The sequence below is a fragment of the Enterococcus sp. AZ067 genome, from assembly GCF_051715005.1.
Classification (GTDB): Bacteria; Bacillota; Bacilli; order Lactobacillales; family Enterococcaceae; genus Enterococcus_D; species Enterococcus_D casseliflavus.
This window is the reverse complement of sequence record NZ_JBIOSY010000001.1, coordinates 3,354,755-3,377,833: the sequence shown is the minus strand read 5'-3', so window position 1 is coordinate 3,377,833 and position 23,079 is coordinate 3,354,755. Positions and strand designations below refer to the sequence as shown.

Annotated in this window: 23 protein-coding genes; 20 read left to right on the top strand and 3 right to left on the bottom strand. The window is 41.4% G+C overall.

The window, feature by feature from the left end; genetic code table 11:
* The first annotated feature begins 76 nt into the window (after nt 1-76).
* The 18 genes from IGI82_RS15960 (at nt 77) to IGI82_RS15875 (ending at nt 19,169) form a co-directional block, all read left to right on the top strand.
* Nucleotides 77-943, top strand: a complete 867-nt coding sequence (locus tag IGI82_RS15960) for a GRP family sugar transporter (RefSeq protein WP_015510464.1) — start codon at nt 77-79, stop codon at nt 941-943.
* A gap of 23 nt (nt 944-966) precedes the next feature.
* Nucleotides 967-2,352: an APC family permease gene (locus IGI82_RS15955; RefSeq protein ID WP_213354811.1), complete on the top strand. Its 1,386-nt coding sequence runs from the start codon at nt 967-969 to the stop codon at nt 2,350-2,352.
* A 387-nt stretch (nt 2,353-2,739) separates the two neighbouring features.
* Nucleotides 2,740-3,216: a PTS sugar transporter subunit IIA gene (locus IGI82_RS15950; RefSeq protein ID WP_438842489.1), complete on the top strand. Its 477-nt coding sequence runs from the start codon at nt 2,740-2,742 to the stop codon at nt 3,214-3,216.
* Nucleotides 3,217-3,227: 11 nt separating this feature from the next.
* Complete coding sequence (locus IGI82_RS15945; RefSeq protein WP_438842488.1) at nt 3,228-4,088, top strand: PRD domain-containing protein; 861 nt, start codon at nt 3,228-3,230, stop codon at nt 4,086-4,088.
* 83 nt (nt 4,089-4,171) lie between these two features.
* A complete protein-coding gene (locus tag IGI82_RS15940; protein ID WP_438842487.1) occupies nt 4,172-5,557 on the top strand; it encodes a PTS transporter subunit EIIC in 1,386 nt (461 codons plus the stop codon).
* Between the two features lie 4 nt (nt 5,558-5,561).
* Nucleotides 5,562-7,040 carry a glycoside hydrolase family 1 protein gene (locus tag IGI82_RS15935; protein WP_438842486.1) on the top strand — a complete coding sequence of 493 codons (1,479 nt, stop codon included), beginning with the start codon at nt 5,562-5,564 and terminating at the stop codon, nt 7,038-7,040.
* A gap of 521 nt (nt 7,041-7,561) precedes the next feature.
* Nucleotides 7,562-9,013, top strand: a complete 1,452-nt coding sequence (locus tag IGI82_RS15930; protein WP_142967565.1) for an ABC transporter permease — start codon at nt 7,562-7,564, stop codon at nt 9,011-9,013.
* Between the two features lie 12 nt (nt 9,014-9,025).
* Complete coding sequence (locus IGI82_RS15925; protein WP_005227805.1) at nt 9,026-9,700, top strand: ABC transporter ATP-binding protein; 675 nt, start codon at nt 9,026-9,028, stop codon at nt 9,698-9,700.
* Nucleotides 9,693-11,006 (top strand): PASTA domain-containing protein, encoded by a 1,314-nt coding sequence (locus IGI82_RS15920; RefSeq protein WP_438842485.1) that lies wholly within the window; start codon nt 9,693-9,695, stop codon nt 11,004-11,006. Before IGI82_RS15925 ends, IGI82_RS15920 begins: the two co-directional genes overlap by 8 nt.
* 41 nt (nt 11,007-11,047) lie before the next feature.
* Nucleotides 11,048-11,206 carry a hypothetical protein gene (locus IGI82_RS15915; RefSeq protein ID WP_005233508.1) on the top strand — a complete coding sequence of 53 codons (159 nt, stop codon included), beginning with the start codon at nt 11,048-11,050 and terminating at the stop codon, nt 11,204-11,206.
* 74 nt (nt 11,207-11,280) lie between these two features.
* A complete protein-coding gene (locus IGI82_RS15910; RefSeq protein ID WP_074934044.1) occupies nt 11,281-11,967 on the top strand; it encodes a response regulator transcription factor in 687 nt (228 codons plus the stop codon).
* Nucleotides 11,961-13,292 (top strand): sensor histidine kinase, encoded by a 1,332-nt coding sequence (locus IGI82_RS15905; protein ID WP_438842484.1) that lies wholly within the window; start codon nt 11,961-11,963, stop codon nt 13,290-13,292. The genes IGI82_RS15910 and IGI82_RS15905 overlap by 7 nt, the downstream gene beginning before the upstream one ends.
* 227 nt (nt 13,293-13,519) lie before the next feature.
* On the top strand, nt 13,520-14,506 hold the full coding sequence (locus tag IGI82_RS15900) for a LacI family DNA-binding transcriptional regulator (protein ID WP_438842483.1): 987 nt from the start codon (nt 13,520-13,522) through the stop codon (nt 14,504-14,506).
* Nucleotides 14,499-15,404 carry a ribokinase gene (gene rbsK / locus IGI82_RS15895; RefSeq protein ID WP_034857599.1) on the top strand — a complete coding sequence of 302 codons (906 nt, stop codon included), beginning with the start codon at nt 14,499-14,501 and terminating at the stop codon, nt 15,402-15,404. Before IGI82_RS15900 ends, rbsK begins: the two co-directional genes overlap by 8 nt.
* Nucleotides 15,379-15,774 carry a D-ribose pyranase gene (gene rbsD / locus IGI82_RS15890; RefSeq protein ID WP_074934048.1) on the top strand — a complete coding sequence of 132 codons (396 nt, stop codon included), beginning with the start codon at nt 15,379-15,381 and terminating at the stop codon, nt 15,772-15,774. Before rbsK ends, rbsD begins: the two co-directional genes overlap by 26 nt.
* Before the next feature lie 19 nt (nt 15,775-15,793).
* Nucleotides 15,794-17,278 carry a sugar ABC transporter ATP-binding protein gene (locus tag IGI82_RS15885; RefSeq protein ID WP_060792555.1) on the top strand — a complete coding sequence of 495 codons (1,485 nt, stop codon included), beginning with the start codon at nt 15,794-15,796 and terminating at the stop codon, nt 17,276-17,278.
* 1 nt (nt 17,279) lies between these two features.
* Nucleotides 17,280-18,233 carry an ABC transporter permease gene (locus tag IGI82_RS15880; RefSeq protein WP_086337773.1) on the top strand — a complete coding sequence of 318 codons (954 nt, stop codon included), beginning with the start codon at nt 17,280-17,282 and terminating at the stop codon, nt 18,231-18,233.
* A gap of 18 nt (nt 18,234-18,251) precedes the next feature.
* Nucleotides 18,252-19,169, top strand: a complete 918-nt coding sequence (locus tag IGI82_RS15875; protein ID WP_074934049.1) for a D-ribose ABC transporter substrate-binding protein — start codon at nt 18,252-18,254, stop codon at nt 19,167-19,169.
* 102 nt (nt 19,170-19,271) lie between these two features.
* Here the strand turns inward: IGI82_RS15875 and IGI82_RS15870 are convergent, their stop codons facing one another.
* Entirely contained in the window at nt 19,272-20,465 is a 1,194-nt protein-coding gene (locus IGI82_RS15870) for a toxic anion resistance protein (RefSeq protein WP_005227814.1), read from the bottom strand.
* A 97-nt stretch (nt 20,466-20,562) separates the two neighbouring features.
* Nucleotides 20,563-21,204: a 5-bromo-4-chloroindolyl phosphate hydrolysis family protein gene (locus IGI82_RS15865; protein ID WP_010749055.1), complete on the bottom strand. Its 642-nt coding sequence runs from the start codon at nt 21,202-21,204 to the stop codon at nt 20,563-20,565.
* A gap of 218 nt (nt 21,205-21,422) precedes the next feature.
* Here IGI82_RS15865 and IGI82_RS15860 point away from each other — a divergent pair, with 218 nt between their 5' ends.
* Both IGI82_RS15860 and macP read left to right on the top strand, forming a co-directional pair.
* On the top strand, nt 21,423-22,001 hold the full coding sequence (locus tag IGI82_RS15860) for an NUDIX hydrolase (RefSeq protein WP_005227818.1): 579 nt from the start codon (nt 21,423-21,425) through the stop codon (nt 21,999-22,001).
* Nucleotides 21,994-22,290 carry a cell wall synthase accessory phosphoprotein MacP gene (macP, locus tag IGI82_RS15855; RefSeq protein ID WP_005227820.1) on the top strand — a complete coding sequence of 99 codons (297 nt, stop codon included), beginning with the start codon at nt 21,994-21,996 and terminating at the stop codon, nt 22,288-22,290. Before IGI82_RS15860 ends, macP begins: the two co-directional genes overlap by 8 nt.
* Nucleotides 22,291-22,347: 57 nt before the next feature.
* Here macP and IGI82_RS15850 read toward each other — a convergent pair whose 3' ends face one another.
* Nucleotides 22,348-22,950 carry a class I SAM-dependent methyltransferase gene (locus IGI82_RS15850; protein ID WP_016609996.1) on the bottom strand — a complete coding sequence of 201 codons (603 nt, stop codon included), beginning with the start codon at nt 22,948-22,950 and terminating at the stop codon, nt 22,348-22,350.
* Between the last annotated feature and the right edge of the window lie 129 nt (nt 22,951-23,079).

Genomic DNA, 23,079 nt, shown 5'->3' with positions numbered 1-23,079 from the left:
AAATCACTTGTCCCTAGAACGTTTTCACTGATACACTAAAGCCTGTGTTTAAAATTGAATGGTAAGGATGAATGAAATGGAGATACTCGTTGCATTAGTACCAATGTTTGCGTGGGGCAGCATTGGTTTAGTAAGTGCCAAACTTGGCGGGGATGCGAACCAGCAAACGCTAGGAATGACGATTGGTGCCTTTTTCTTTTCGCTGGTCGTATTTTTTGTGACGATGCCAGTGATTGATGGAAAGGTGATTTTGATCGGTCTTTTGTCTGGTCTCTTTTGGTCCGTCGGTCAAAACGGTCAATTCCATGGCATGAAATATTTAGGTGTGTCTGTTGGACTGCCGCTTTCAACCGGCATGCAGCTGATTTTAAATACAGTCGCAGGTGCATTGTTTTTTGCAGAATGGACACAGACCCGTGATTATGCACTAGGTGTTAGCGCATTGATCTTGTTGGTGATCGGGGCTTATCTGACCGCTCGTCAAGATGGCGAAAGTCCGGTAGAAGCTGGCAGCAAGATGCTTGATTTTCCTAAAGGATTTCGGGCATTGATTTCATCAACGATCGGTTACGGCGCCTATACGATTTTGATTACTTGGGCAGGATTGGACCCCTTGGCGATCATTTTGCCACAAAGTGTCGGGATGCTGATCGGTGCCAGCCTATTTGCTTTAAGGAAGACGAAGGTCGACCGTTTTGTAGGGAAAAATACTTTGTCAGGGTTGTTATGGGGCATCGGAAATGTCTGCATGCTGATCACGGTTCAGCAAGTCGGACTCGCGGTGGGCTTCTCATTGTCGCAGATGGGGATCATCATTTCAACGCTAGGCGGGATTTTTATCCTCGGCGAAAAGAAAACCAAGAAAGAACTGCGTTATGTGGTGATTGGTTGTCTGCTGGTGATTATCGGTGGTGTTTTGCTGGGGTATATGAAAGCAACATAAACTTATATTTTTGAGGAGGAGTTATGGATTTATTTCGAAAAAAAGTCATACAACGGGAAAGTGTGACGAATTTAAAAAAAGAGTTGAAGTTAAAAGATTTGATTATGTTGGGGATCGGCGCCATTATTGGCACAGGTATCTTTGTTGTTACAGGGACTGCTTCTGCTGAGTATGCCGGACCGGCATTGATTCTTTCCTTTGTTGTAGCTGGTATCGTTGTTGTGTTATCAGGGCTTTCTTTTGCGGAATTTGCTTCTCGGATCCCTGTTTTAGGGGGCGCCTATTCGTATCTGTATGTCGTTTTTGGTGAATTTACCGCGTGGCTGGCAGGCTGGTTTTTGATTTGCGAGTTCTTATTGGCCGTTTCTTCGGTGGCATCTGGCTGGTCAGGCTATGTGCAAGGCTTCTTGGCCAGTGCGGATATCCATTTACCAACCGCTTTGACGGGCGGTTATGATCCAAGCAAGGGGACCTACATTGATCTGATTGCTGGTTTAGTCATTATTTTTGTAACCTTATGGGTCAGCCAAGAAGCGAAAAAAGCGTTGCGTTTGAATAATGCCATGGTATGGGTGAAATTCGGCGTGATCCTCTTGTTTATCGTCTTTGGTGCCTTTTTCGTGGAACCAGACAACTGGCAGCCCTTTATGCCCTTTGGTTTTTCAGGCGTCTTTAATGGTGCAGCGTTAGTCTTCTTTGCTTTTCTTGGCTTTGATGCCGTCGCAATGGCGGCGGAAGAAGTTGAAGATGCAAAGAAAAATGTCCCTCGGGGGATCATTGGGTCCATTGCGATCGCAACAGTCCTCTATATCATTGTCACACTGATCATGACGGGAATCGTGCCGTTTGCTGAATTAGGAGTCAATGATCCGGTGGCTTTTGCGATGCGTTATGTCGGTCATGGAGTGGTCGGATCAATCATTTCCGTAGGGGCGATCTTGACCTTATTAACAGTGACGATCGCTATGATGTACTCCTTGGCGCGTCTGTTATATGCCATCAGTAAAGATGGGTTATTGCCAAAAGCCATGCAAGCCATCGATCCTAAGCATAAAACACCAAAGAAAGCGACCTACATCGCTGGTGTTTTTGCTTTCTTCTTTGCGGCAGCTTTCCCGTTGAATATCTTGGCAGAATTGACCAACATTGCGGCATTGTCGTATATGATCTTAATGTCCTTAGGGATCATCAAGCTGAGGAAGATGATGGGGCCACCTGCTAAAGGTGAATTTAAAGTACCTCTGGTACCTTTATTGCCTTTGTTGTCCGTTGCCAGCTGTCTCTTCTTGATGACCCGTCTAAAAACGGCGACCTGGATCGTTTTTGGGATCTCTTTAGTGATCGGAATCGCGATCTATTTTGTATATGGCTATCGTAATAGCGAATTAAATGAGAAAATCGACGAATAAGATAGCGAAAAGACAAAGACCCAGATGTGGTCTTTGTCTTTTTTTGTGTTAACTATAGCAAAGCCTCCCAAAGAAATCTTTGGGAGGTATTTTCTTTTGTCATTCACATTCCGATGATTGCTGAAAGTAAAATTTTACAAAGAGGATGATGCAAACGGAAATTTATTGTCAAGGGGAAGTTGGTCAATTATTCGGAGTGAATAAAGACAGAAATTTTCAAATGTAAATAAGCTAATTCTATTATTAAACAATTAAAAAAAATATTGACAACGCTTTCTGTGGGTGTTAATCTATAGTTGTAAATAAGGACTGTTACTCTTCGGGAGGCATAACCATTGTAGGTTTTGCTCTTGAGGAGTTTTTTTGTTTAACTGGAGGAATGACAATATGTTTGGATTAAAAAAGAAAATAAAATATGATGAAAATCTATATTCTCCTGTTGATGGAGAGTTATTGAATTTAGAGGATGTGAAGGATAAAGTATTTTCTTCTAAAATGATGGGAGACGGATTTGCTGTTAAACCAGAAATCGGAATAATAGCTGCGCCATGTGATGGAATAATAACGATGGTTTTTCCTACAAACCATGCTTTTGCGATCACTTCATCCGATGGTAAAGAAATTCTAGTTCATATTGGTATAGATACAGTAAATTTAAAAGGTCAAGGATTTGAAAGTTTAGTAAAACAAAATGAGAAAGTATCTTTAGGTCAGGATGTAATTAGATTTGATAAAAATAGTGTTGAAAAAAACCATGATATAACAACAATGGTGGTGATTACAAATGCGGTAAGTGGTAAAATAAATGAACAACTTTTGCATAAAAAGGTCAAAGTTAAAGAATTAGCAATGACATTCGATTGAGGTGTCAAAAAATGAGACTTGTAAAAAAGATTAATAACAATTTTGCGTTAGCCCTTGATAGTAGTGGAGAAGAGGTGATAGTTTCCGGTAAAGGGGTAGGTTTTCTGAAACTCCCTATGGACATTACGGATTTATCTATGATCAACCGAACTTATTATGATATTGATAAAAAATATATCGGATTGTTGAATGAATTACCAGAAGATATTATTAGTGTATCTGCGAAAATCACTGATTACGCAAAATCTAAGTTGAAGACCAGTTTGAATCCTAATATGGTTTTTACGCTAGCAGATCACATTAATTTTAGTATTGAACGAAATAAGAAGGGAAATATTTTTACCTTTCCTTTAAGTTATGATTTTGAACAGTTATATCCTAAAGAACTTGAAGTTGCTAAATATGCAATGAAGATTATAAAGAATGACCTCGGAGTTGAGTTATCTTCCTCAGAATCTATAGGTATAGCAATGAATATAGTTAATGCAGAGTCTTTTATTTCCAAAAAAGATGAAGAGAAAGAATTTATTGATTTGATAGAGGAGCTAACTAAAATAGTAGAAAATTACTTCGATATAGAATTAAATAAAAACTCTTTTAATTTTTCAAGATTTATAACACATCTACGGTATTTGTTTAAAAGACTCTCAGAAAAAAGACCGATGGCTAGCGAAAACCACAAAATGTATCAAGTATTAAGTATTAATAACCCTAGAACTAATGAATGTGTAAATAAAATAGAAAACTATTTTAGGCGTAAAAAGAACTGGAAACTAGATGATGAAGAAAAATTATATCTAATTTTACATGTGAATAGAGTGATAAGTAGAGAGGACTGTAACCGAAAGGGCATAACCTCAGACACAGAATAATGTGTTTGAGGTTTTTTATTTTATAAAAAAACATTATTAAATGCACATAACATGATTTAAAACAAAGAAAGGAAGTGGGAGAAGTGGCTAAGAAATACGAAGAATTGTCAAAAGTAGTTTTACAATCTATTGGGGGAAAGGATAATATAAATTATTTTCAACACTGCACAACTCGACTAAGATTTAATCTTAAAGACAGAGGCTTAGTAGATTTGGATACAATTGAAAATGCAGACAAAGTTTTAGGAACTCAATGGTCAAATGAAGAGTTGCAAATTATAATCGGACCAGCAGTTGCAGAAGCTTATGCAGAGATTTGTGAGTATGGAAATATAGAAACTGAAACAGCAATAGATGAAAATCTAGATGGAGAGCACAAAAAATTAACTGTCAAGTCATTTTTTACCGGAATGATGGATGGTATATCAGGTAGTATTACACCGTTGATTCCTATGATGATTGGTGGGGGTATGATTAAAGTCATATATTTGATTGCGAATTTGGCAGGAATTTTACCAGAAACTACCTCTACCTATCAAATATTGTTTTGGTTAGGCGATGCATTCATTTATTTTTTTCCAATATTTCTAGGTGCCACATCTGCAAGAAAATTTGGCGCAAATCAAGGAATAGGTATGTTATTAGGAGGGTTATTGGTATATCCAAGCTTTATTACAGCAGCAACAGATGGTGCAAGCTTAAGTATTTTTGGGTTACCAGTTTATGTAGTTAACTATTCAACCACTGTAATTCCTATTATTTTAACTGTTTACGTATTAAGTAAAGTAGAAAAAACAATTAGTAAATATTGTCCGGATATAATTAAATCATTTGTAGTTCCACTAGGCTCATTATTGGTTGTTGTCCCAATTATGTTAGTTGTGACAGCTCCTATTGGATATTATATTGGTACTTATATTGCCAATGGAGTTATTTGGATCTATGAAACAATTGGATTCTTAGGCGTCTCTATTTTATGTGCTTTACTACCGCTAATGATTATGACGGGAATGCATACAATGATGACTCCTTATTGGACATCTGCTTTTGCTTCATTAGGATATGATCCATTCTTTCTCCCAGCAATGATTTTGTCTAATTTTAATCAGTTTGCAGCAACATTAGCAGTATCTTTAAAGGCAAAAAACCCTAAAATAAAATCGACAGCATTATCGTGTGCTGTAACGGCGATCGTTGGCGGTGTAACTGAACCTGCTATGTTCGGAATTACATTAAAATATAAAAAACCTTTATATGCTGCGATGATAGGCAATGCGGCGGGCGGATTAATTGCTGGACTACTTAAGGTAGCCTGTTATGCGTTCCCTGGATCAGGAGGTATTTTTGCAACTGTTACTTTCGCAGGCCCAGGAAACAATTTAATATTTTTCATTATTGCAGCTTCGATTGGTATGATAGTAACTTTTGCATTAACTTATATTTTTGGAATAGATGAGAAAGAGGTATGATAATATGAATTTTCCTAAAGATTTTTTATGGGGTGGAGCTACTGCAGCAAATCAGTTTGAAGGAGGATGGAATGAAGATGGAAAGCTAGACTCAACAGCAGATCATTTTACATTGGGTTCTAGGAAGAGCCCACGATTATTCACAGAGAAGATCGATGAAAAAAAGTATTTCTATCCGTCTCATCAAGCTAGTGATTTCTACCACCATTATAAAGAGGATATTGCATTAATGGCAGAAATGGGATTTAAAATCTACCGTATGTCTATTAACTGGACAAGGATTTTTCCTAACGGAGATGATAAGACTCCAAACAAAAAAGGAATAGAGTTTTATAGAAATGTCTTCAAAGAATTAAAAAAATATAATATAGAACCTCTGGTAACCATTTCACATTATGAAATGCCTTATCACTTGGCAGAAACTTATGATGGATGGTATGCAAGAGAAACCATTGGTTTTTATTTAAATTATTGCAAAGTTCTTTTCACTGAATATAAAGGTTTAGTAAAATACTGGCTTACCTTTAACGAAATTAACAGTCTGATTTTAGATGGAAATGGCTATTTTTCTGGAGGAATCTTATCTTCTTCACAAAAGAATATGGAAGCTGGATTGGTAGGAGAGTTGGATGATCTAACAAAGGATCAGAAGTACGAAGATGTTGTAAAACAATATCAAGCGTTACACCATCAGTTGGTTGCAAGTGCGTTAGCAGTAAAACTTGCTCATGAAACAAGTTCCGACTATCAAGTTGGTTGCATGATAGCGGGTATAACACAATATCCTTATACATGTAAACCAGAAGATGTATTATTGTCTCAACAAGAAAGAAGAAATATTTTTTATTATTGTCCGGATATTCAAGTGAAAGGTAAGTACCCTAAATATGCCAAACGTTATCTAAAAGAAAACGATATACAAATAAAAATGAATCTGGAAGACGAGTGTATTCTTAGTGAAGGTACTGTCGATTTCTTCACCTTTTCTTACTATTCAACTGGATGTGTGACAACTGATGATCAAATTGCCAAAACAGCTGGAAATCTTGTTTTTGGAGTGGCAAATCCTTATTTAGAAAAAAGCCAGTGGGGATGGCAAATTGATCCCATTGGCCTAAGATACTTTTTGAATGAGATTTACGATCGTTATGAGATACCTATGATGGTAGTAGAAAACGGTTTAGGTCAAGAAGATAAATTAGAAGAAGATTTATCCATTCATGATGATTATCGAATTCAATATATGAAGGAGCATATTGCTGCTATGGGCGAAGCAATTGAAGATGGTGTGGAATTGATAGGATACACTCCCTGGGGATGTATTGATTTAGTAGCAGCTTCAACAGGAGAAATGAAGAAGCGCTACGGTTTCGTTTATGTGGATGCCGATGACGAGGGGGACGGAACTTTTAACCGATACAAAAAAGATTCATTTTATTGGTATAAAAAATTAATTGAAACAAATGGGAAAAGCTTATATTAAAAGTACAAAGACTTACAAAATAGCATTTAAGTTAACTATGTTTAGAGTAATCTAACTATAAAAGCGAATCTAATTATAGGTTTGCTTTCCTTTTTTTGTTTTTTAAATTGGAATATATAAGAGTAATTGCAATACAAAGAAATATCTATCATTTGATTTATTTTTCGTACAATGTACTGTAATTTGTATTATATTGACTTCATAAAGAAATAATTTAAGTTTATTAGACTCAGTAAAATAATTTTAAAGTTTGGATAATAATTAATATTAGATTTATGTTACAGCTTATTTTTAACAAATGTAAAAATACTTCCCAAAGAAATCTTTTGGGAGGTATTTTCTTTTGTTATTCACATTCCGATGATTGCTTGAGTCGATCATTGAAACAACAGTCTTTTTTATCTAACGTTCCCTACGATTCTGCTTTTTTTGAAAAAATTTGCAAATGACAGATTCACTAAAGGTTCATCCAGTATGCTTTTGTTAGAGAAAAAAAGAGAGGATGTTGGCAAGTGAATTATATGAAACGAGCATGGCTGAGTGTGACGAGAAAGCGAGGGAAATCTGCGATATTGTTTGCTGTTATTCTGATATTAGGAAATGTGATCGCTGGCGCAATTGCGGTCAATCAATCGACTCAAAATGTCGAAAAGCAGATCAAAAATCAATTAGGCTCACTGGCCACGATTGAGATCGATTATGAAAAGTTGGCAAATAGTGATGGTGGTGCGAGTATGGAGGAGATTCAGCCGCTGTCAGAGGACCTGATCAAGCAGATCGGTCAACGGTCCGAAGTCAAACAGTATGACTATTTACGAGAAACAGCGATTGCTGTTGAAAACTTCAAACCTTATCGTTTCAGTCCTGAAGAGGACGACGACAATGTCATGATTGTCGGAGGAATATCTCCTTGGGTTTATTTAACAGGAACCAATCTCTTAAAGCCGTTGGATTTTGAAGAAGATACGGTGGATTTAACACAGGGACGCTTTTTTACTGAAGAGGAACAGCGTACCGGAAAACGTGTGGGCTTGATATCGGAAGAGATGGCTCAGGAAAACGGCTTGACCGTGGGAGACACTATGGTCTTAGATGGTCAGTTTGTCGATTATTCGTCAGGGATGGACCCTGAAAAGCAAAAAGGCAATGATTACTCCATCGAAATCGTCGGGATATTTAAAAATACCAGCTTAGAAAAAGCAAATAATCAAGGACAAGATGGCATGGCCAGCTCGTTTGCATTTGATGATCGGCCCTTCAATCGTATCTATATGCCGAATGATGCCGTGAAAACGATTGTTGAAGAGGAACGTGCGGGACAGCAAGCGGCGTTTCCAGCGACAGATTTCGGTTCTGATGAGGAGTTCTTCACTCCACAATTCATTTTGAACCAACCAGAAGATGCAGAGCAATTCAAACAAGAGGTGACACCGCTCTTGCCAAATGGCTATAAGGTCAATGCCTCTACGGATGAGTATGACCGTGTGGGGACCAGCATGAATCGCTTATCACAGATTTCATCATATGTCGTAGTGATTGCGGTGATTGCTTCCTTGATTATTATCTCCTTGATCATTGTGCTGTTTACCCGCGATCGTAAATATGAGTTAGGTATCTACCTTTCGTTAGGAGAACGACGGAAATACGTGTTTGCACAGATCGTGCTCGAACTCCTGTTGATTGGTGTCAGTGCAATGTTGATCTCCTTGGTCACAGGGAATATGCTGGGCAAGATGGTTTCTGAATCTTTGTTATCCAGTAGTATGCTAGAGGCAAATCAAGCAGGGGTGGAGCAATTCTTTGTGGGTGTACCGAAAATCGATCAAGCAACGATCAACGAAGCGTTTCGCGTTCAATACACCCTGTCTTATATCATTGCCTTTTTAGCGACCGGGATCTTGACGATCTTGCTTTCGGCAGTGGTGCCGCTGTTGTATATTTTACGTTTGAATCCGAAAAAAATCATGCTGTAAGGAGCGAAGAACATGGCAATTTTAGAGACCAAAGAGATGACGTATTACTACCAAGATGGTGAGAATCGTCGGAAGATTTTAGATAAAACCAATATCTCCTTTGAAAAAGGTAAATTTTACACGATTTTAGGGAAATCAGGTTCTGGAAAGACCACCTTTCTTTCCTTGATCAGCGCATTGGATCAACCAACCGATGGGGAAGTATTTTTTGAAGGAAAAAATATCAAAACGATCGGCTATGAAGAGTATCGCCGCAACAAGATCAGTTTGATTTTTCAAAGTTACAACTTGATCCCATATTTGACTGCATTAGAAAATGTCCTTGTTTCGATGGCGATCTCAGACAACAAGCTCCCCGATCAACACGATCAAATTGCGTATCGCTTGTTAGATTATATCGGAATCACTTCCACGAAAGCTGATCGTTTCGTCAATCAGCTCTCCGGTGGGGAACAACAGCGGGTCGCCATCGCTCGTGCCTTAGCGACCAATGTTGATATCATTTTAGCCGATGAGCCGACGGGAAATTTGGATGAAGGCATGGAGCAAGAAATCGTGGATATTTTTAAAGATTTAGCTACTTTACACAACAAATGCATCATCGTAGTGACGCATTCGACTGAAATTGCCAAGCAGTCGGATCAGACCTTTTATTTGAAAAACGGCGAGTTGACGGCCTATGAGTGATTTTTTATCGAAGTTTGAAGAAGAACCGAAAGAGCCAGACAAGGAATCAGCTACAGCTAAAGCACCTTCTTCCCGTGCTTCCCGCAAAGAAAAAGGTTCAGCTTCTTTAGAAGAGGGGATCGAACACGATCCCTCCTTCAAAAAGAAACGGCGGAAAAAACGACTGCTGGGGCTTGGTGCATTACTCGGACTACTTCTACTCAGCGGCTTTTTATTTTTCCAATTGGCGTACGTCCGACTGGATAACTTTGTGGACAAAGAGATCTCAGAAGTCAGGGAATGGGCGGCGGAACATGATCTTGCGATCGATGTGACGCCTGCCTATGATGAAGCCCTAGCCAATCAAGTGATCGCCCAAGAAGAAGCCGCCAGAAGTCGAGTCAGAAAAAGAAGCACCCTGCATCTAACGGTGAGCCAAGGCCCAGATCCAGAAGAGAAATTGGCATTGCCAGACTTTATGGAAATGACGAGGGACGAGGCAGCAGAGTGGATCGAAAAAAATCAAGCCAGCAATTTGACGATCGTCGATGAATACCACGATGAGATCGAGGAAAAAGCACCGATTCGAGTAGAATTTACCAATAAAGAAGTCTCGCAAGAAAACTATCATCGTCGAGATGTCGGACGAGTCTTTTATTCCAAAGGCGAAGAAACCTTTGAAAAAGATATTGAAGTACCAGACTTTCGTGATAAAACCCGTGCAGAGGTAGAAACATGGGGGAAAGCCCATGAGCTGGAGCTTGAAATCAAAGAACAGGCTTCGGATACTGTGGAAGAAGGCAAAGTCATTGAACAAAGCGTGGCACCAAAAGAAAAAATTGCGAAACGGGATGCGTTTCAAGTAACGATTTCTCTAGGGAAAGGGGTCACCGTACCAGACTTTTCAACGATTTTACCAGATGATGCCCAGGCCGCTGTTGAGGGTGTCACTGTGCGGATGCGGATGCAGTTTACTCAGAGTCTGCCTTACGGACAATTGATCTCGCAAAGTGAGACCGCCGGGACCGTTTTAACCAGCAAAGATGACCAAGGCATTGAAGTCGTCTATTCAGCAGGTCAACCGTATATCAAAGATTACCGTCGAAGCGAGCTCCTTGAAGGGGATCTGCAAAAACTCTTCTTTGATGAATTCCGTTCAAAAGGGGCGAACATCAGCTATCAAGTCCGTTATGTCAATTCAGCAGAACCCTACGGGACAATCGTGGGGATGAGCAAGTTCAATCAGTTTTTACCGTTAGAAGATACGATCACTTTCGATATCAGCTTAGGCAATCAGACAGCCCCAGCGGCTACTGATCCAGAATAGCCGAGCGGATTTATCGATGACCTGCAAAAAGGAGGAAACCCATGCGTCATCAAGAGAATTTTCAAGACCTTAGGAAAAAGCTGTTTGTCTTTTTGTTAAGCGGTATGGTAGCATTGTTGCTACACATGTGGATTCATCAATCCAGCGAACACGTGCGGATCGTTTCAACAGAACGGTTTATTGGAGAACAATTGGAATGATCCTACAGGAATGATTGTGCTGACCGAAAAGTGATTGAAAAAAGAAATGATGAGTGTAAAAGGGGGACTGACCGATGCGGATCTTATTCGTAGAAGATGAGCCATCGATCGCAGAAGCGGTTGCCAGCTTATTGAAAAAACAGCATTATTCCGTTGATTTGGCGTATGATGGCGAGACTGGGTTGGACTACGCAGCAAGTGGGGTGTATGACCTTCTCGTTTTGGATATCATGCTGCCAAAAATCGATGGGATCACATTACTAAAGACGTTACGCAAGCAAAATATTCGCACGCCGATTATTATGTTAACGGCCAAAAGCGAAGTCGATGACAAAGTACTCGGCTTGGATGCAGGGGCAGATGATTACTTGACGAAACCCTTTCAAATGAAAGAGCTGCTGGCACGGATTCGTTCGCTAGGCAGAAGAAAAGATTTGGATTATCAAGAAGACCAGTTAGCATTTGGCAACGTGGTCTTGGCGCGTAATGAGCTGCAGTTGGCTACGACGACCAATCAAGTGGTGCTGTCACCCAAAGAAATGAAACTGATGGAGCTATTTTTATCCAGACCTAAAGTGATTTTATCAAAAGAAACCATCATCAATAAGATTTGGGGCTTTGATCCCGATGTGGAAGAAAACCGCGTTGAGATCTATGTGTCGTTGCTGCGGAAAAAACTGACGCTGCTTGAAGCGGATATCGGTATTCGCACGATCCGCAATGCGGGGTATATTTTGCAGAGCAAGGAGCCGCCATGTTAAAAAAATTACGGAATAAAATGCTGTGGTTCAATATGGCGTTGATTTCAATCATTGTCTTAGGTGCCTTTACCTTTATCTATATTTTGAATGCCACCCAAATTGAAAACGAGATCCAATCATTGATCTCGCAAGAAGCCAACACCTTAGCTGCGGTACCTATGGATGAGGAGGAAGTACGGCAATCACTGACAGAACCTGAGTATCCAATGATGTTGACCATCACGAATAGTACCAGTGAGTTCAGAGAAATCGCTCTAGTCGACGTGGATCAAATGGATGTCGTGATTCAAAGTATTGATGAGAGCGTCGATCAAAACGAGCTTTATGAAGCCTTGGTCGATGCAGCGGCGAAACAAGGGGAGATCCCTAACGAAGTGAAGGTGAATGGCCGAAATTGGCGGTATGCGCTCTTTTTGGTGACTTCCTTTAGTCATTATTCGATCAATCATGATTCGACGGGGGAATATTCCACTAGTATCAATAATTACGAGCCATTTTATCAAGTGCTGTTCTTTGACGTCACCGACTACAAAACCAGTCTAAGCAACTTAAGAACCACGCTTTTGATCATCGGGGTCTTAGCCTTAGTCAGTATTTATATCGCTAGCTTTTATGTCGCCAATCGGGCATTGCGTCCAGTTGAGCTGGCTTGGCGCAAACAAAAAGAGTTTGTTTCTAACGCTTCCCATGAGTTGAAAACACCACTGGCGATCATTCAAGTCAATGCTGAGGTATTAGCTGGCAGTCCAGAAGAAACCTTGGAAAGCCAAATGAAATGGCTGGAAAACATCCAGTTAGGTTCCGAACGGATGGATGAGCTAGTAAATAGCTTATTGATGCTGACCAAATTCGAAAGTGCCGAGCAAGAAGTCGTGCGTTCGGTGATTGATGCCAGTCAAGTCGTGCAAAGTGTTTATCAAAGCATGGAGGCCATTGCACTGGAAAAAGGGATCCACTATCAGGAACAGATCGCTAAACAGGTGCGCCTTGAAAGCAATGAGCAAGCGTTACGGCAATTGACCATGATTTTGGTAGACAATGCCTTGAAATATACACCTACTGGAGAAACCGTCACAGTGGCTCTCGTTGAACGCCAACGAAAAACGGTGCTGCAAGTGTCCAACAGTGGTTGCCCGATCCCAGAAGAAAAAATTCCCTATGTCTTTGATCGCTTCTACCGCGGGGATCCTTCTCGCAACCATCAAGACGGTGGCTATGGGTTAGGTTTAGCCATCGCCAAAGCCATCACAGAAATGCTGCAGGCACAAATCAGTTTGACGGTGGATCAAGAGGGCGTCAATCACTTTGAAGTTTTATTTCATTGAAAAATGAGCTTTACCGTTAGGAAATAAAAGATATGTCGCTGCGCTCATCAAATCTTTTGCCGCATTTCGAGAAAGTTTCGCTTTCTCGAAATGCGGCTATTTATGCAGCAAAACGCATTTTTAGGAGAAGGGGACACCAAGGGAAAAAGTTTTTTTATTTCTCCTTGCAATTTTCACAAAGTTCGGCTATGATAGGTGTGTAATCGGTTACACAGGAGGGGAGCAACATGCCAACAATTAAAGATGTCGCCAATTTAGCTGGACTTTCCGTGGCGACAGTTTCAAGAGCCATGAATGGGACTGGCTATGTGAGCGAAAAAGCCCGTGAGAAAATCCATCAGGCGATCAATGAATTGAATTATTCCCCCAATGAAGTCGCACGTTCGCTGTATCAGAAAAAGTCAAAATTGATTGGTTTGCTACTTCCTGATATATCCAACCCGTTTTTTCCGCTAGTAGCCAAAGGCGTCGAAGACTTTCTACAAAAAAAAGGCTATCAAGTCATCCTTGGCAACATTCAAGAAGACAATGAGAAAGCCAATGAATATTTACGTGCGTTTGAGCAAAACAATGTGGCGGGGATTCTTTCCGCTGTCGAAAATAAAAATCGTACCCAAAGCAATATTCCGATGGTCGTCTTGGATCGGATCGATCAAGATGTCGAATATGGGGTTTATTCGGATGACCTTCAAGGTGGCGAACTTGCTGCTGAAGCGATCTTAAAAGGTGACCCCAAAAAGGTAGTCGTGATTGCTGGGCCTGAATCTGTCACCCGTGCTCGGGATCGTTTATTGAGTGTTGAATACACATTGAAAAAAGCACAAGTTCCTTATGCACTAGTGAAATCTACATCCTTTCTCTTAGAGGATGCGACCTTGACAGCGAAACAAGTTTTTTTAGAACATCCCACTGTCGATAGTGTGATTGCCCCAAGTGATACCCATGCGATTGCCATCATGCAAGAGGCTTATCATCATGGCGTAAAGATCCCAGAACAACTTCAAGTGATCGGCTATGACGATATTCCCATCAGTAAATTGGTGGTGCCACGCTTGACGACGATCCATCAGCCTGCTTATCAAGTAGGTTACAAAGGAGCAGAAATGCTCTTTGCATTGATCAACGATCAATTTATTGAACAGAAAAAAATCATCCTTCCTGTTCATTTAGAAGAAAGAGAGACAGTAAGAAATGGAGGAACGCCAATTGAATAAGATCATCGTCATTGGTAGTATGGCAACAGATTTTGTAGTCACTACGAAGGTGAAACCCAATCAAGGAGAAACGGTTTTTGGGGAAAAATTTGACACGAATTTTGGCGGCAAAGGAGCAAACCAAGCCATCGCCGCTAGCCGTTTAGGCGCAGAAGTAGCAATGCTAGGCCATGTAGGAACCGATCGTTTCGGAAATGAAATCGTCGAAAACTTAAACGTGAACGGCGTTTCTACGGAGAATGTGGAACCCGTTACACATTTTCCATCTGGTGCCGCGCATATCATTTTGCATGAAAATGACAATAGCATCATTGTCATACCCGGTGCCAATAATGCGCTTGATTTAGCTCGCTTTTCCGAAATAAAAGGAAACATCACAGAGGCTGATTTAGTGATTTTGCAAAACGAGATTCCGCAAGAAGCCAATGAAGCCATCATCGACTGGTGTTGGGAAGCAAAAATCCCTGTTTTATATAATCCAGCACCTGCGAGAAAGCTCAATCCGCGTATGTTATCTAAGGTGGGGTATCTGACCCCTAATGAACATGAGTTTAAGTTACTTTTCCCCAATCAAAAGCTTGCTGACGTTTTAGCAGCCTACCCTAATCGATTGATCGTTACCCTAGGTGCCAAAGGAGCGATTTTCCATAATGGGAAGTCCGAGGTCTTAGTTCCTGCCTTTCCAGTTGCTGCGGTCGATACTACGGGAGCTGGTGATACCTTCAATGGTGCATTAGCAGTAGGGATTTTAGCAGGTGTTCCCTTAGAAAACGCCATTGCCTTTGCCAACTTAGCAGCAGCAATCTCCGTCAAAGGATATGGTGCTCAAGGCGGAATGCCTACATTAAAGGAAATGAAGGAGAGTCCATTGTATGAAGAAGCATGGGGCATTAAATAGTGAGATCGACAAATTATTGGCGGATTTAGGCCACACCGATCAGCTTACGATCGGGGACTTGGGGTTGCCAGTACCCACAGGGGTGAAAAAAATCGATCTGGCATTAAAACTAGGTAGTCCGAGTTTTGAAGAGGTGTTATTAGTAATGCAACAAGAGATGGCAGTCGAGGCGATCGTTTTAGCAGAGGAAATAAAAACGGAGAATGCGGAGCAGTGGCAATTGATTCAAAAAACGTTCCCGAATGTTCCGATTCGTTTTGTTCCACATGAGGCATTCAAAGAAGAAACAAAGGAAAGCAAAGCCATTATTCGAACAGGGGAAGCGACACCCTATTCAAACATTATTTTACAAGCAGCCGTTATCTTCTAAAGAGACAGGAGGAAATCATGTGCAAGTCGAGATGAGCAATATTGAGAAATCCTTTGGGAAGAATCAAGTGTTAAGGGATGTCTCACTAACATTGTACCCTGGAGAAATCCATGCCCTAATGGGAGAAAATGGGGCAGGCAAGTCAACGTTGATGAACATTTTAACTGGGTTACATGCCAAAGATGCAGGGACGATTTTGATCGATGGCAAAGAAACGAACTACGCCGATCCGAAGGAAGCCGAACAAGCCGGTGTGAGCTTTATCCATCAAGAAATGAATAACTGGGAACAGATGACTGTGTTGGATAACTTATTCTTGAATCGGGAATTGAAAACCACCTTTGGGCTACTAGATACGAAGAAAATGGCAAGCAAAGCGCAGGCAGTCTTTGAACAGTTAGGGATTCAGATCCCCCTTCAAAAAGAAGTGGATGAACTTTCAGTCGGGCAACAGCAAATGATCGAGATCACGAAAGCGCTGATGACTGATGCCAAGGTGTTGATCATGGATGAACCGACTGCTGCCTTGTCGGATAAGGAAATTAATAATTTGTTTCAAATCATTCGTCGCTTGAAAGAAAACGGCGTAGCGATCGTTTATATCTCTCACCGAATGGAGGAGATTTTCAAAATAAGTGACAAGATCACTGTGATGCGGGATGGTCTATCGATCGATACGAAAAAGACGCAGGATACAACGATGGATGAGGTCGTGAAGAAAATGGTCGGTAGAGAGTTAGCTGATTATTATCCAGAAAAACAAGCGCAGATCGGTGAAGTCGTTTTTGAAGTAAAAAATTTAACAGCAGCTTCTAAAGTTTACCAAGGCATCAATTTTCAAGTCAGAGCAGGTGAGATCCTTGGGTTCTCAGGTTTAATGGGTGCTGGACGCACAGAAGTCATGCGAGGAATATTTGGTTTAGATGAAATTGAAAGCGGTACCTTAATCGTCGAAGGGCAAGAAGTGAAAAATTCTTCGCCTTCAAAGGCAATCGCCAATGGCTTTGGCTTTCTAACAGAAAATCGGAAAACGGAAGGCTTGGTCTTAGACTTTTCCCTGACCGATAATATCAGTTTGCCCAGCATTGATAATTTTGTCAAAACAGGCATGGTCGATAGCAAGACTGAAGCCAGTTTCGTTGCGTTAATGATCGAGCGCTTACGCATCAAAACTATGAGTGCCCAGAATTTAGCCAGCGAGCTTTCTGGTGGAAATCAGCAAAAAGTGGTTTTGGCGAAGTGGATCGGTGTCGGACCAAAAGTATTGATTTTAGATGAACCGACACGCGGAGTAGACGTAGGTGCCAAACGAGAGATTTATCAGCTGATGAATGAGTTAGCGGAACGTGGTATTGCGATTTTGATGGTTTCTAGTGATCTACCAGAAGTGCTAGGTGTCAGCGATCGCATCATTGTTTTACACGAAGGAAAAATATCAGGGGAACTCTCTCGGCAAGAAGCCACACAAGAGAAGATCATGACGTATGCGACAGGAGGAAACTAATATGGAAAAAAGTGGTATGAAAACAAAACAACTCTCGGAATCAATTAGTAAATTGGGACCTTTACTCGCTTTGATTGCTCTAGTGGCTGCTGTCACTGCCTTAAATCCAAGCTTTTTATCACCCAGTAATTTGTTGAATCTTTTGCGGCAAGTCGCAGCGAATGGCTTTATTGCATTCGGAATGACCTTTGTCATTTTGACTGGGGGCATTGATTTGTCTGTAGGGTCCACCTTGGCACTTTCCAGTGCCTTGACAGCAGGAATGATGGCCAACGGGGTGTCACCTTTAGTCGCTATTTTGATTGGGTTACTAAGTGGAGCGATCCTTGGTGCGTTGAATGGACTACTGATTTCAAAAGGAAAAATGGCACCGTTTATCGCAACCTTAGCAACGATGACGATCTATCGGGGCGCTACCTTAGTGTACACCAATGGAAATCCAATCACTGGACTAGGTGACAGCTTTCTATTCAGCTTTATTGGTCGTGGGTATCTTTTCGGGATTCCTTTTCCAGTCGTATTGATGTTTCTCGTGTTCTTTCTTTTGTTCTTGTTGCTTCATCGCACCGCCTTCGGACGAAAAACCTATGCCATCGGTGGCAATGAAAAGGCCGCTTTTATTGCTGGGGTGAAAATCGATAAGATAAAACTGATCATTTATTCGATCTCCGGATTGATGGCTTCAATCAGTGGCATGATCATCACTTCTAGGTTGAATTCTGCGCAACCAACAGCAGGGCAAGCCTATGAAATGGATGCGATTGCAGCAGTCGTTTTAGGTGGTACGAGCTTATCTGGTGGAAGAGGCAGAATTTTTGGCACGTTGATCGGGGCATTGATCATTGGTACGTTGAACAATGGTCTAAATCTATTGGGTGTCTCAAGTTTTTATCAACAAATCGTTAAAGGGATCGTGATCGTAATTGCAGTGTTACTGGATCGGAAAAGGAAATAAAAAATAGGAGGATCTATTATGAAAAAAATGTTTTTATTGGCAGCAGGCGTATTGGTACTTTCTGGCTGTGGAGCGGCAACATTGGACAACGGTGGCAGTAGTGAGACACAAAGTGAGGAAAAAGCAGCTTCAGAATTGACAGTTGGTGTATCGATCTCCACCCTCAATAACCCGTTTTTTGTTTCCATGCAAGAGGGGATCAATCAATTGGCTGAGGAAAATGACACCGATGTACGCTTTGTTGATGCCCAAGATGATACTGCCAAGCAAAGCAATGATATTGATGATTTGATCCAACAAGGCGTGGATGTGCTTTTGATCAATCCCGTTGATTCTGCTGCTATCGTCCCAGCTGTTGAAGCCGCTAATAATGCCAACATCCCAGTTATTGCCATCGACCGTAGTAGCGATGGAGGAACGCTTTTGACGACTGTTGCCTCCAATAACGAAGAAGGTGGAAAAATGGCAGCAGAATTTATTCTCGAACAATTAGGGGAAAACGCAAAAGTGGTAGAACTTGAAGGCGTCCCTGGCGCTTCTGCAACCAGAGAGCGAGGAAAAGGCTTTGATGATTATGCTAAAGACAAACTGGATGTTGTTGAAAAGCAATCCGCAAACTTCAATCGAGCAGAAGGATTAACGGTTATGGAAAATATCCTCCAAGCCAACAATGACATTCAAGGCGTCTTTGCTCAAAACGATGAAATGGCTTTAGGGGCAGCCGAAGCGATGGGAAACCGAGAAGGCGTAGTGATTGTCGGGTTTGATGGTACTGAAGACGGCCTCAAAGCCATCGAAGAAGGTAGAATGACGGCAACGATCGCTCAAAAACCAGAGGAAATGGGCCGCCTTGCATTGCAGGCAGCGTTTGACCATTTCCAAGGAAAAACAGTCGCTGAACAAATCGATTCACCATTAGAGTTGGTGAAAAAATAGGTAGACGCTCAATGCAGTTCCTACTTTCAACATCGAAAGCCCCTCTTTGGCTGACCATTCAGGTCACCAAAGAGGGGCTTTCTTTCATGTGTGGCGTTTCGTTTACTTGTTGCTGGTTAAATCCAATAAGCGGTCTTTCAAGTCTTCTTCTAGATGACCCAATTCCACTTCGGCAGCACGACGTTTTTCTTTTCCTTCTTTTTGGATCCGTAATGTTTCTTGGATCGTTTCCACAAGGTCGTTTTGTGTTTTTTGCAAGGTTTCGATATCGACGATGCCGCGCTCGTTTTCTTTCGCTGTTTCAATAGCAGAAACTTTCAACATTTCTGAGTTTTTCTTCAATAGATCATTGGTGGTCTCAGAAACTTGGCGTTGTGCCGTAACTGCATCTTTTTGACGCAATAAAGTCAAGGCAATGACCACTTGGTTTTTCCATAGTGGGATCGCTGTATTGACAGAAGCTTGGATTTTTTCTGCTAACGCTTGGTTCGTGTTTTGGATCAGGCGAATTTGCGGTGCCTGTTGGATCGTGATTTGACGTGCCAAGCGCAAGTCATGAGTCCGTTTGTCTAAACGATCAAGAAATTGCGTGTAATCGTTGGCGATCTGTACGTCCATTTGATCATTCGTTTCTTCTGCTTTTTTCATGGCTTCAGGAATGATTTTGGTTTGCAATTCTTGCATCTTCAACTCGCCAGCGGCAATGTAGATGTTCAATGCATCAAAGTAATCTTTGTTCTTTTGATACAACTGTTCCAACATCATGTTGTCTTTTAGCAAACCGTCTTTTTCTTTATCCAATTTGACGGCGATCTTGTCAATTTGGGCACCGATTTTTTGGTATTTAGCGGTGATTTCAAAAATGGATTGTTTTACTTTACCAAACATTCGCTTGAATAAGTTGCCTTCCCCTGCACGCAGTTCGTCTGGATTGGCTTCTTGCAAGCGATACATCAACTCCGTCAATGAGTCGCCCACAGGGCCGATATCAGCTGCTTGGACATGGTTCAACATGGATTGGGAAAACTCTCCAAGTTTGGTTTGGGCAGCTGCACCATAGGTGATGACCGCTTGCTGGTCGGTCGCATCGATCTTGCTGGCTAATTCTTGGGCCTGTGCTTGACGCTCTGGCGGTAATTTATCAATCAAACGCGGTGCCGTTTGCTGTTCTTTCAGCTGACTGATTTCCGCTTGTTGAGTGGTGGTCAAAGTGTCGACAGGGGTTGAAAATGGGTTGTTCAATAAATCGTCAAGCGTATCCGTTACGGGTTTTACTTGATTTGGTGTTTCACTCATAATAACTCCTCCTAATAATTGTCTGCTTTCGAAAAAAATCTAGCCTGGGCTAGATTTTTTTTTAGATTCTTTTCTTGTTGCCAATCAGAATCTATCCCTATTCATTATCTCGTTTTATGCTTTGTTTGGCAATGGATAACTCAACATCCATGTCATCAAGATCGTCTGCTACAAATTGGGAGTAGTCTTTGGCGATCAAGGAAGCCATTTGCTCGATGATTTGGGTGCTTTCCTCGATTTTATCATAGGTCTCACGACTTTTGATCTCATGGCTATTGATTTCAATGAACTTATCGGTCAAATCGACCATGTTGGGCAAGTGTGTATAAAGGAAATGACTTGCCAAAGGCAGTTTGGTCGGTTCTTTCACGAGTTCTTTGAAAAGAGCTTTTGAGGCACGCAAGGCATCGTGACGCAAGTCAATGGCTTTTAACTTGTTATTGCTAGTGATATTTTTTTGGTATTTATCGATTTGGTGTTTCGTCTGATTCATCGTTTCACGGAACAATTCGATCTCACGAGCAGTCATTCCGCTTTTCAAGTAATGGGCTTCTCGTTCTCTCGTTAAAGAAGGCAAAACTTGTGGATCGGCTGCTGGAACTTTACGCCCTCTAATACCGACGTAGACTAAAATTGCACCGACGATTAATAATAGGCTCGCAAATGAATCGCCTACTACGTTAAAAATAATACTGATGAGGACGATCGCACCAACGATCAGCCAGATGTTTTTTTTCATTTTTCCTCCTCCTAAAAATCTCTTGGACAAGTAGATTGGGTTATTCGACATCTTTATTTTAGCATGTTCACTAAAAGAAAAATATCAGACTTGGGGTGGATTTTCCGATTTTTAGTAAATTCATAAGCTTTCTTGCTATTTCTTAAGAAGATATTTTTTCTAAATTATGCTAAAGTGTTTGATAGATAAGACGTATGAGGAAAGTTAGGTGTCGATAGATGTTAGAATTTAAAGATTTTGAAGAAAAAACGATCCAACGGAATGAAATTTTCCATGGTAAGATCATTGATGTGGTCGTTGATGATGTCTCCTTGCCAAATGGCGGGACCAGTAAACGCGAACTAGTCTTTCATCCTGGTGGTGTTGCCGTGATCGCCTTGACAAGTGAGAACAAAATGCTGTTTGTTCGCCAATTCAGAAAACCGTTAGAGCGAGTGATTTTAGAGATACCAGCAGGAAAAATCGATCCAGGAGAAGGCGCTCGTCCAGATTTGACTGGCGCCCGGGAATTAGAAGAAGAGACCGGCTATCGTGCAAAAACGCTGGAGCACGTTTCTTCTATGTACCTTTCACCAGGCTTTGCTAATGAGCTCTTGCACGTCTATTATGCCAAAGAGCTGGAAAAAGTGACAAATCCCTTACCGCAAGACGAAGATGAAGTGCTGGAAGTCTATGAATTGACCTTAGAGCAAGCACAAGCCGCTATCGCTGATGGAACGATCTGTGATGCGAAGACCGTGTTTGCGATCCAATTTTGGGAGTTGCTGGAATTGAAACGGAGGAACGGACTTGCCTAAAGAACCATTGATCACCCGCAGTGAGCTTCGACGCAGACGCGAAGAAGAACAAGCGGCAGCTGAACGCAATCAGCAAATCGTAGAAAAACAAAGCAAGAAAGAATGGAAACAAAAAGAAAAACAAATTGATAACCACTACCGAAAAGTGCGCAAGAAAAACAAAGAAATCACGAAGACCCGTGCCGGTGAGAACCAGAAATCTCGGGATCTGAACCGTTTTTTAATGAAAGCCATCGTGATCGTCACTTTATTGTTAGTCGTCGTCGGTTTGGCGATCTTTTTGTTGTGATTCATCTAGTACTAAGAAAAAGCCGCCCCTGCATCTTCTGCAAGTGCGGCTTTTTTGTTATTCGGTCGGCTTTTTCAAAATAGCTAAAAACATGGCAGCTGGCTGATTCATGAACAAATGATCCGCTTCATGAAAAACGGTAAAGGAAGTGGCAGTAAACCCAGTCGTCTCTGCCAGTTGAGTCAATGCGGCAGGGTCAAACCCATTATGAACGAGCGGGTGAGACACGGCGGGATTTTTGAGAAAATCCACTAGATAAAGGGTTCCTCCTGGCTGTAGCAAGGTGTATAGTTTTTCCATCATAGCGGCTGTGTCAGGAATATGCAGCAAGACGAGGGATAGCAGCACCGCGTCTGCTTTTGCTTGTAAGGATTCTTGCAGCAGATCGTGGACAGTTGCAGCAGCATTGGCCAGCTGCAGTTGGTTGATTTTTTTTTCAGAAACCTCGATCATGTTAGGGGCAGTATCCCAGATGGCTAAGTGCTGGACATAAGCTGCTAAGGGCAGACTTACTAGGCCGGTACCGCCGCCGATATCGATCAGAGTTTGGTGCTGGTTGTCATTAAAATAAGGTTCAAGGGTTTGGGTGACTAATTGTGCTAACGCGATCCGTTCAGGGGTATCGTATTTTGCTGCCATGGCGTTGAAAATTTCAGACATAAGTGCCTCCTTTTATAATGACAAAAAACTGTTCGTTTCGTCAAAACTAGTTTATCATGAAAGGAGAAAAACACGTCAGTAGATACGTGGGAATTTCTGTTGTTTTTCATTTTAAAGGGTGAAAAATAA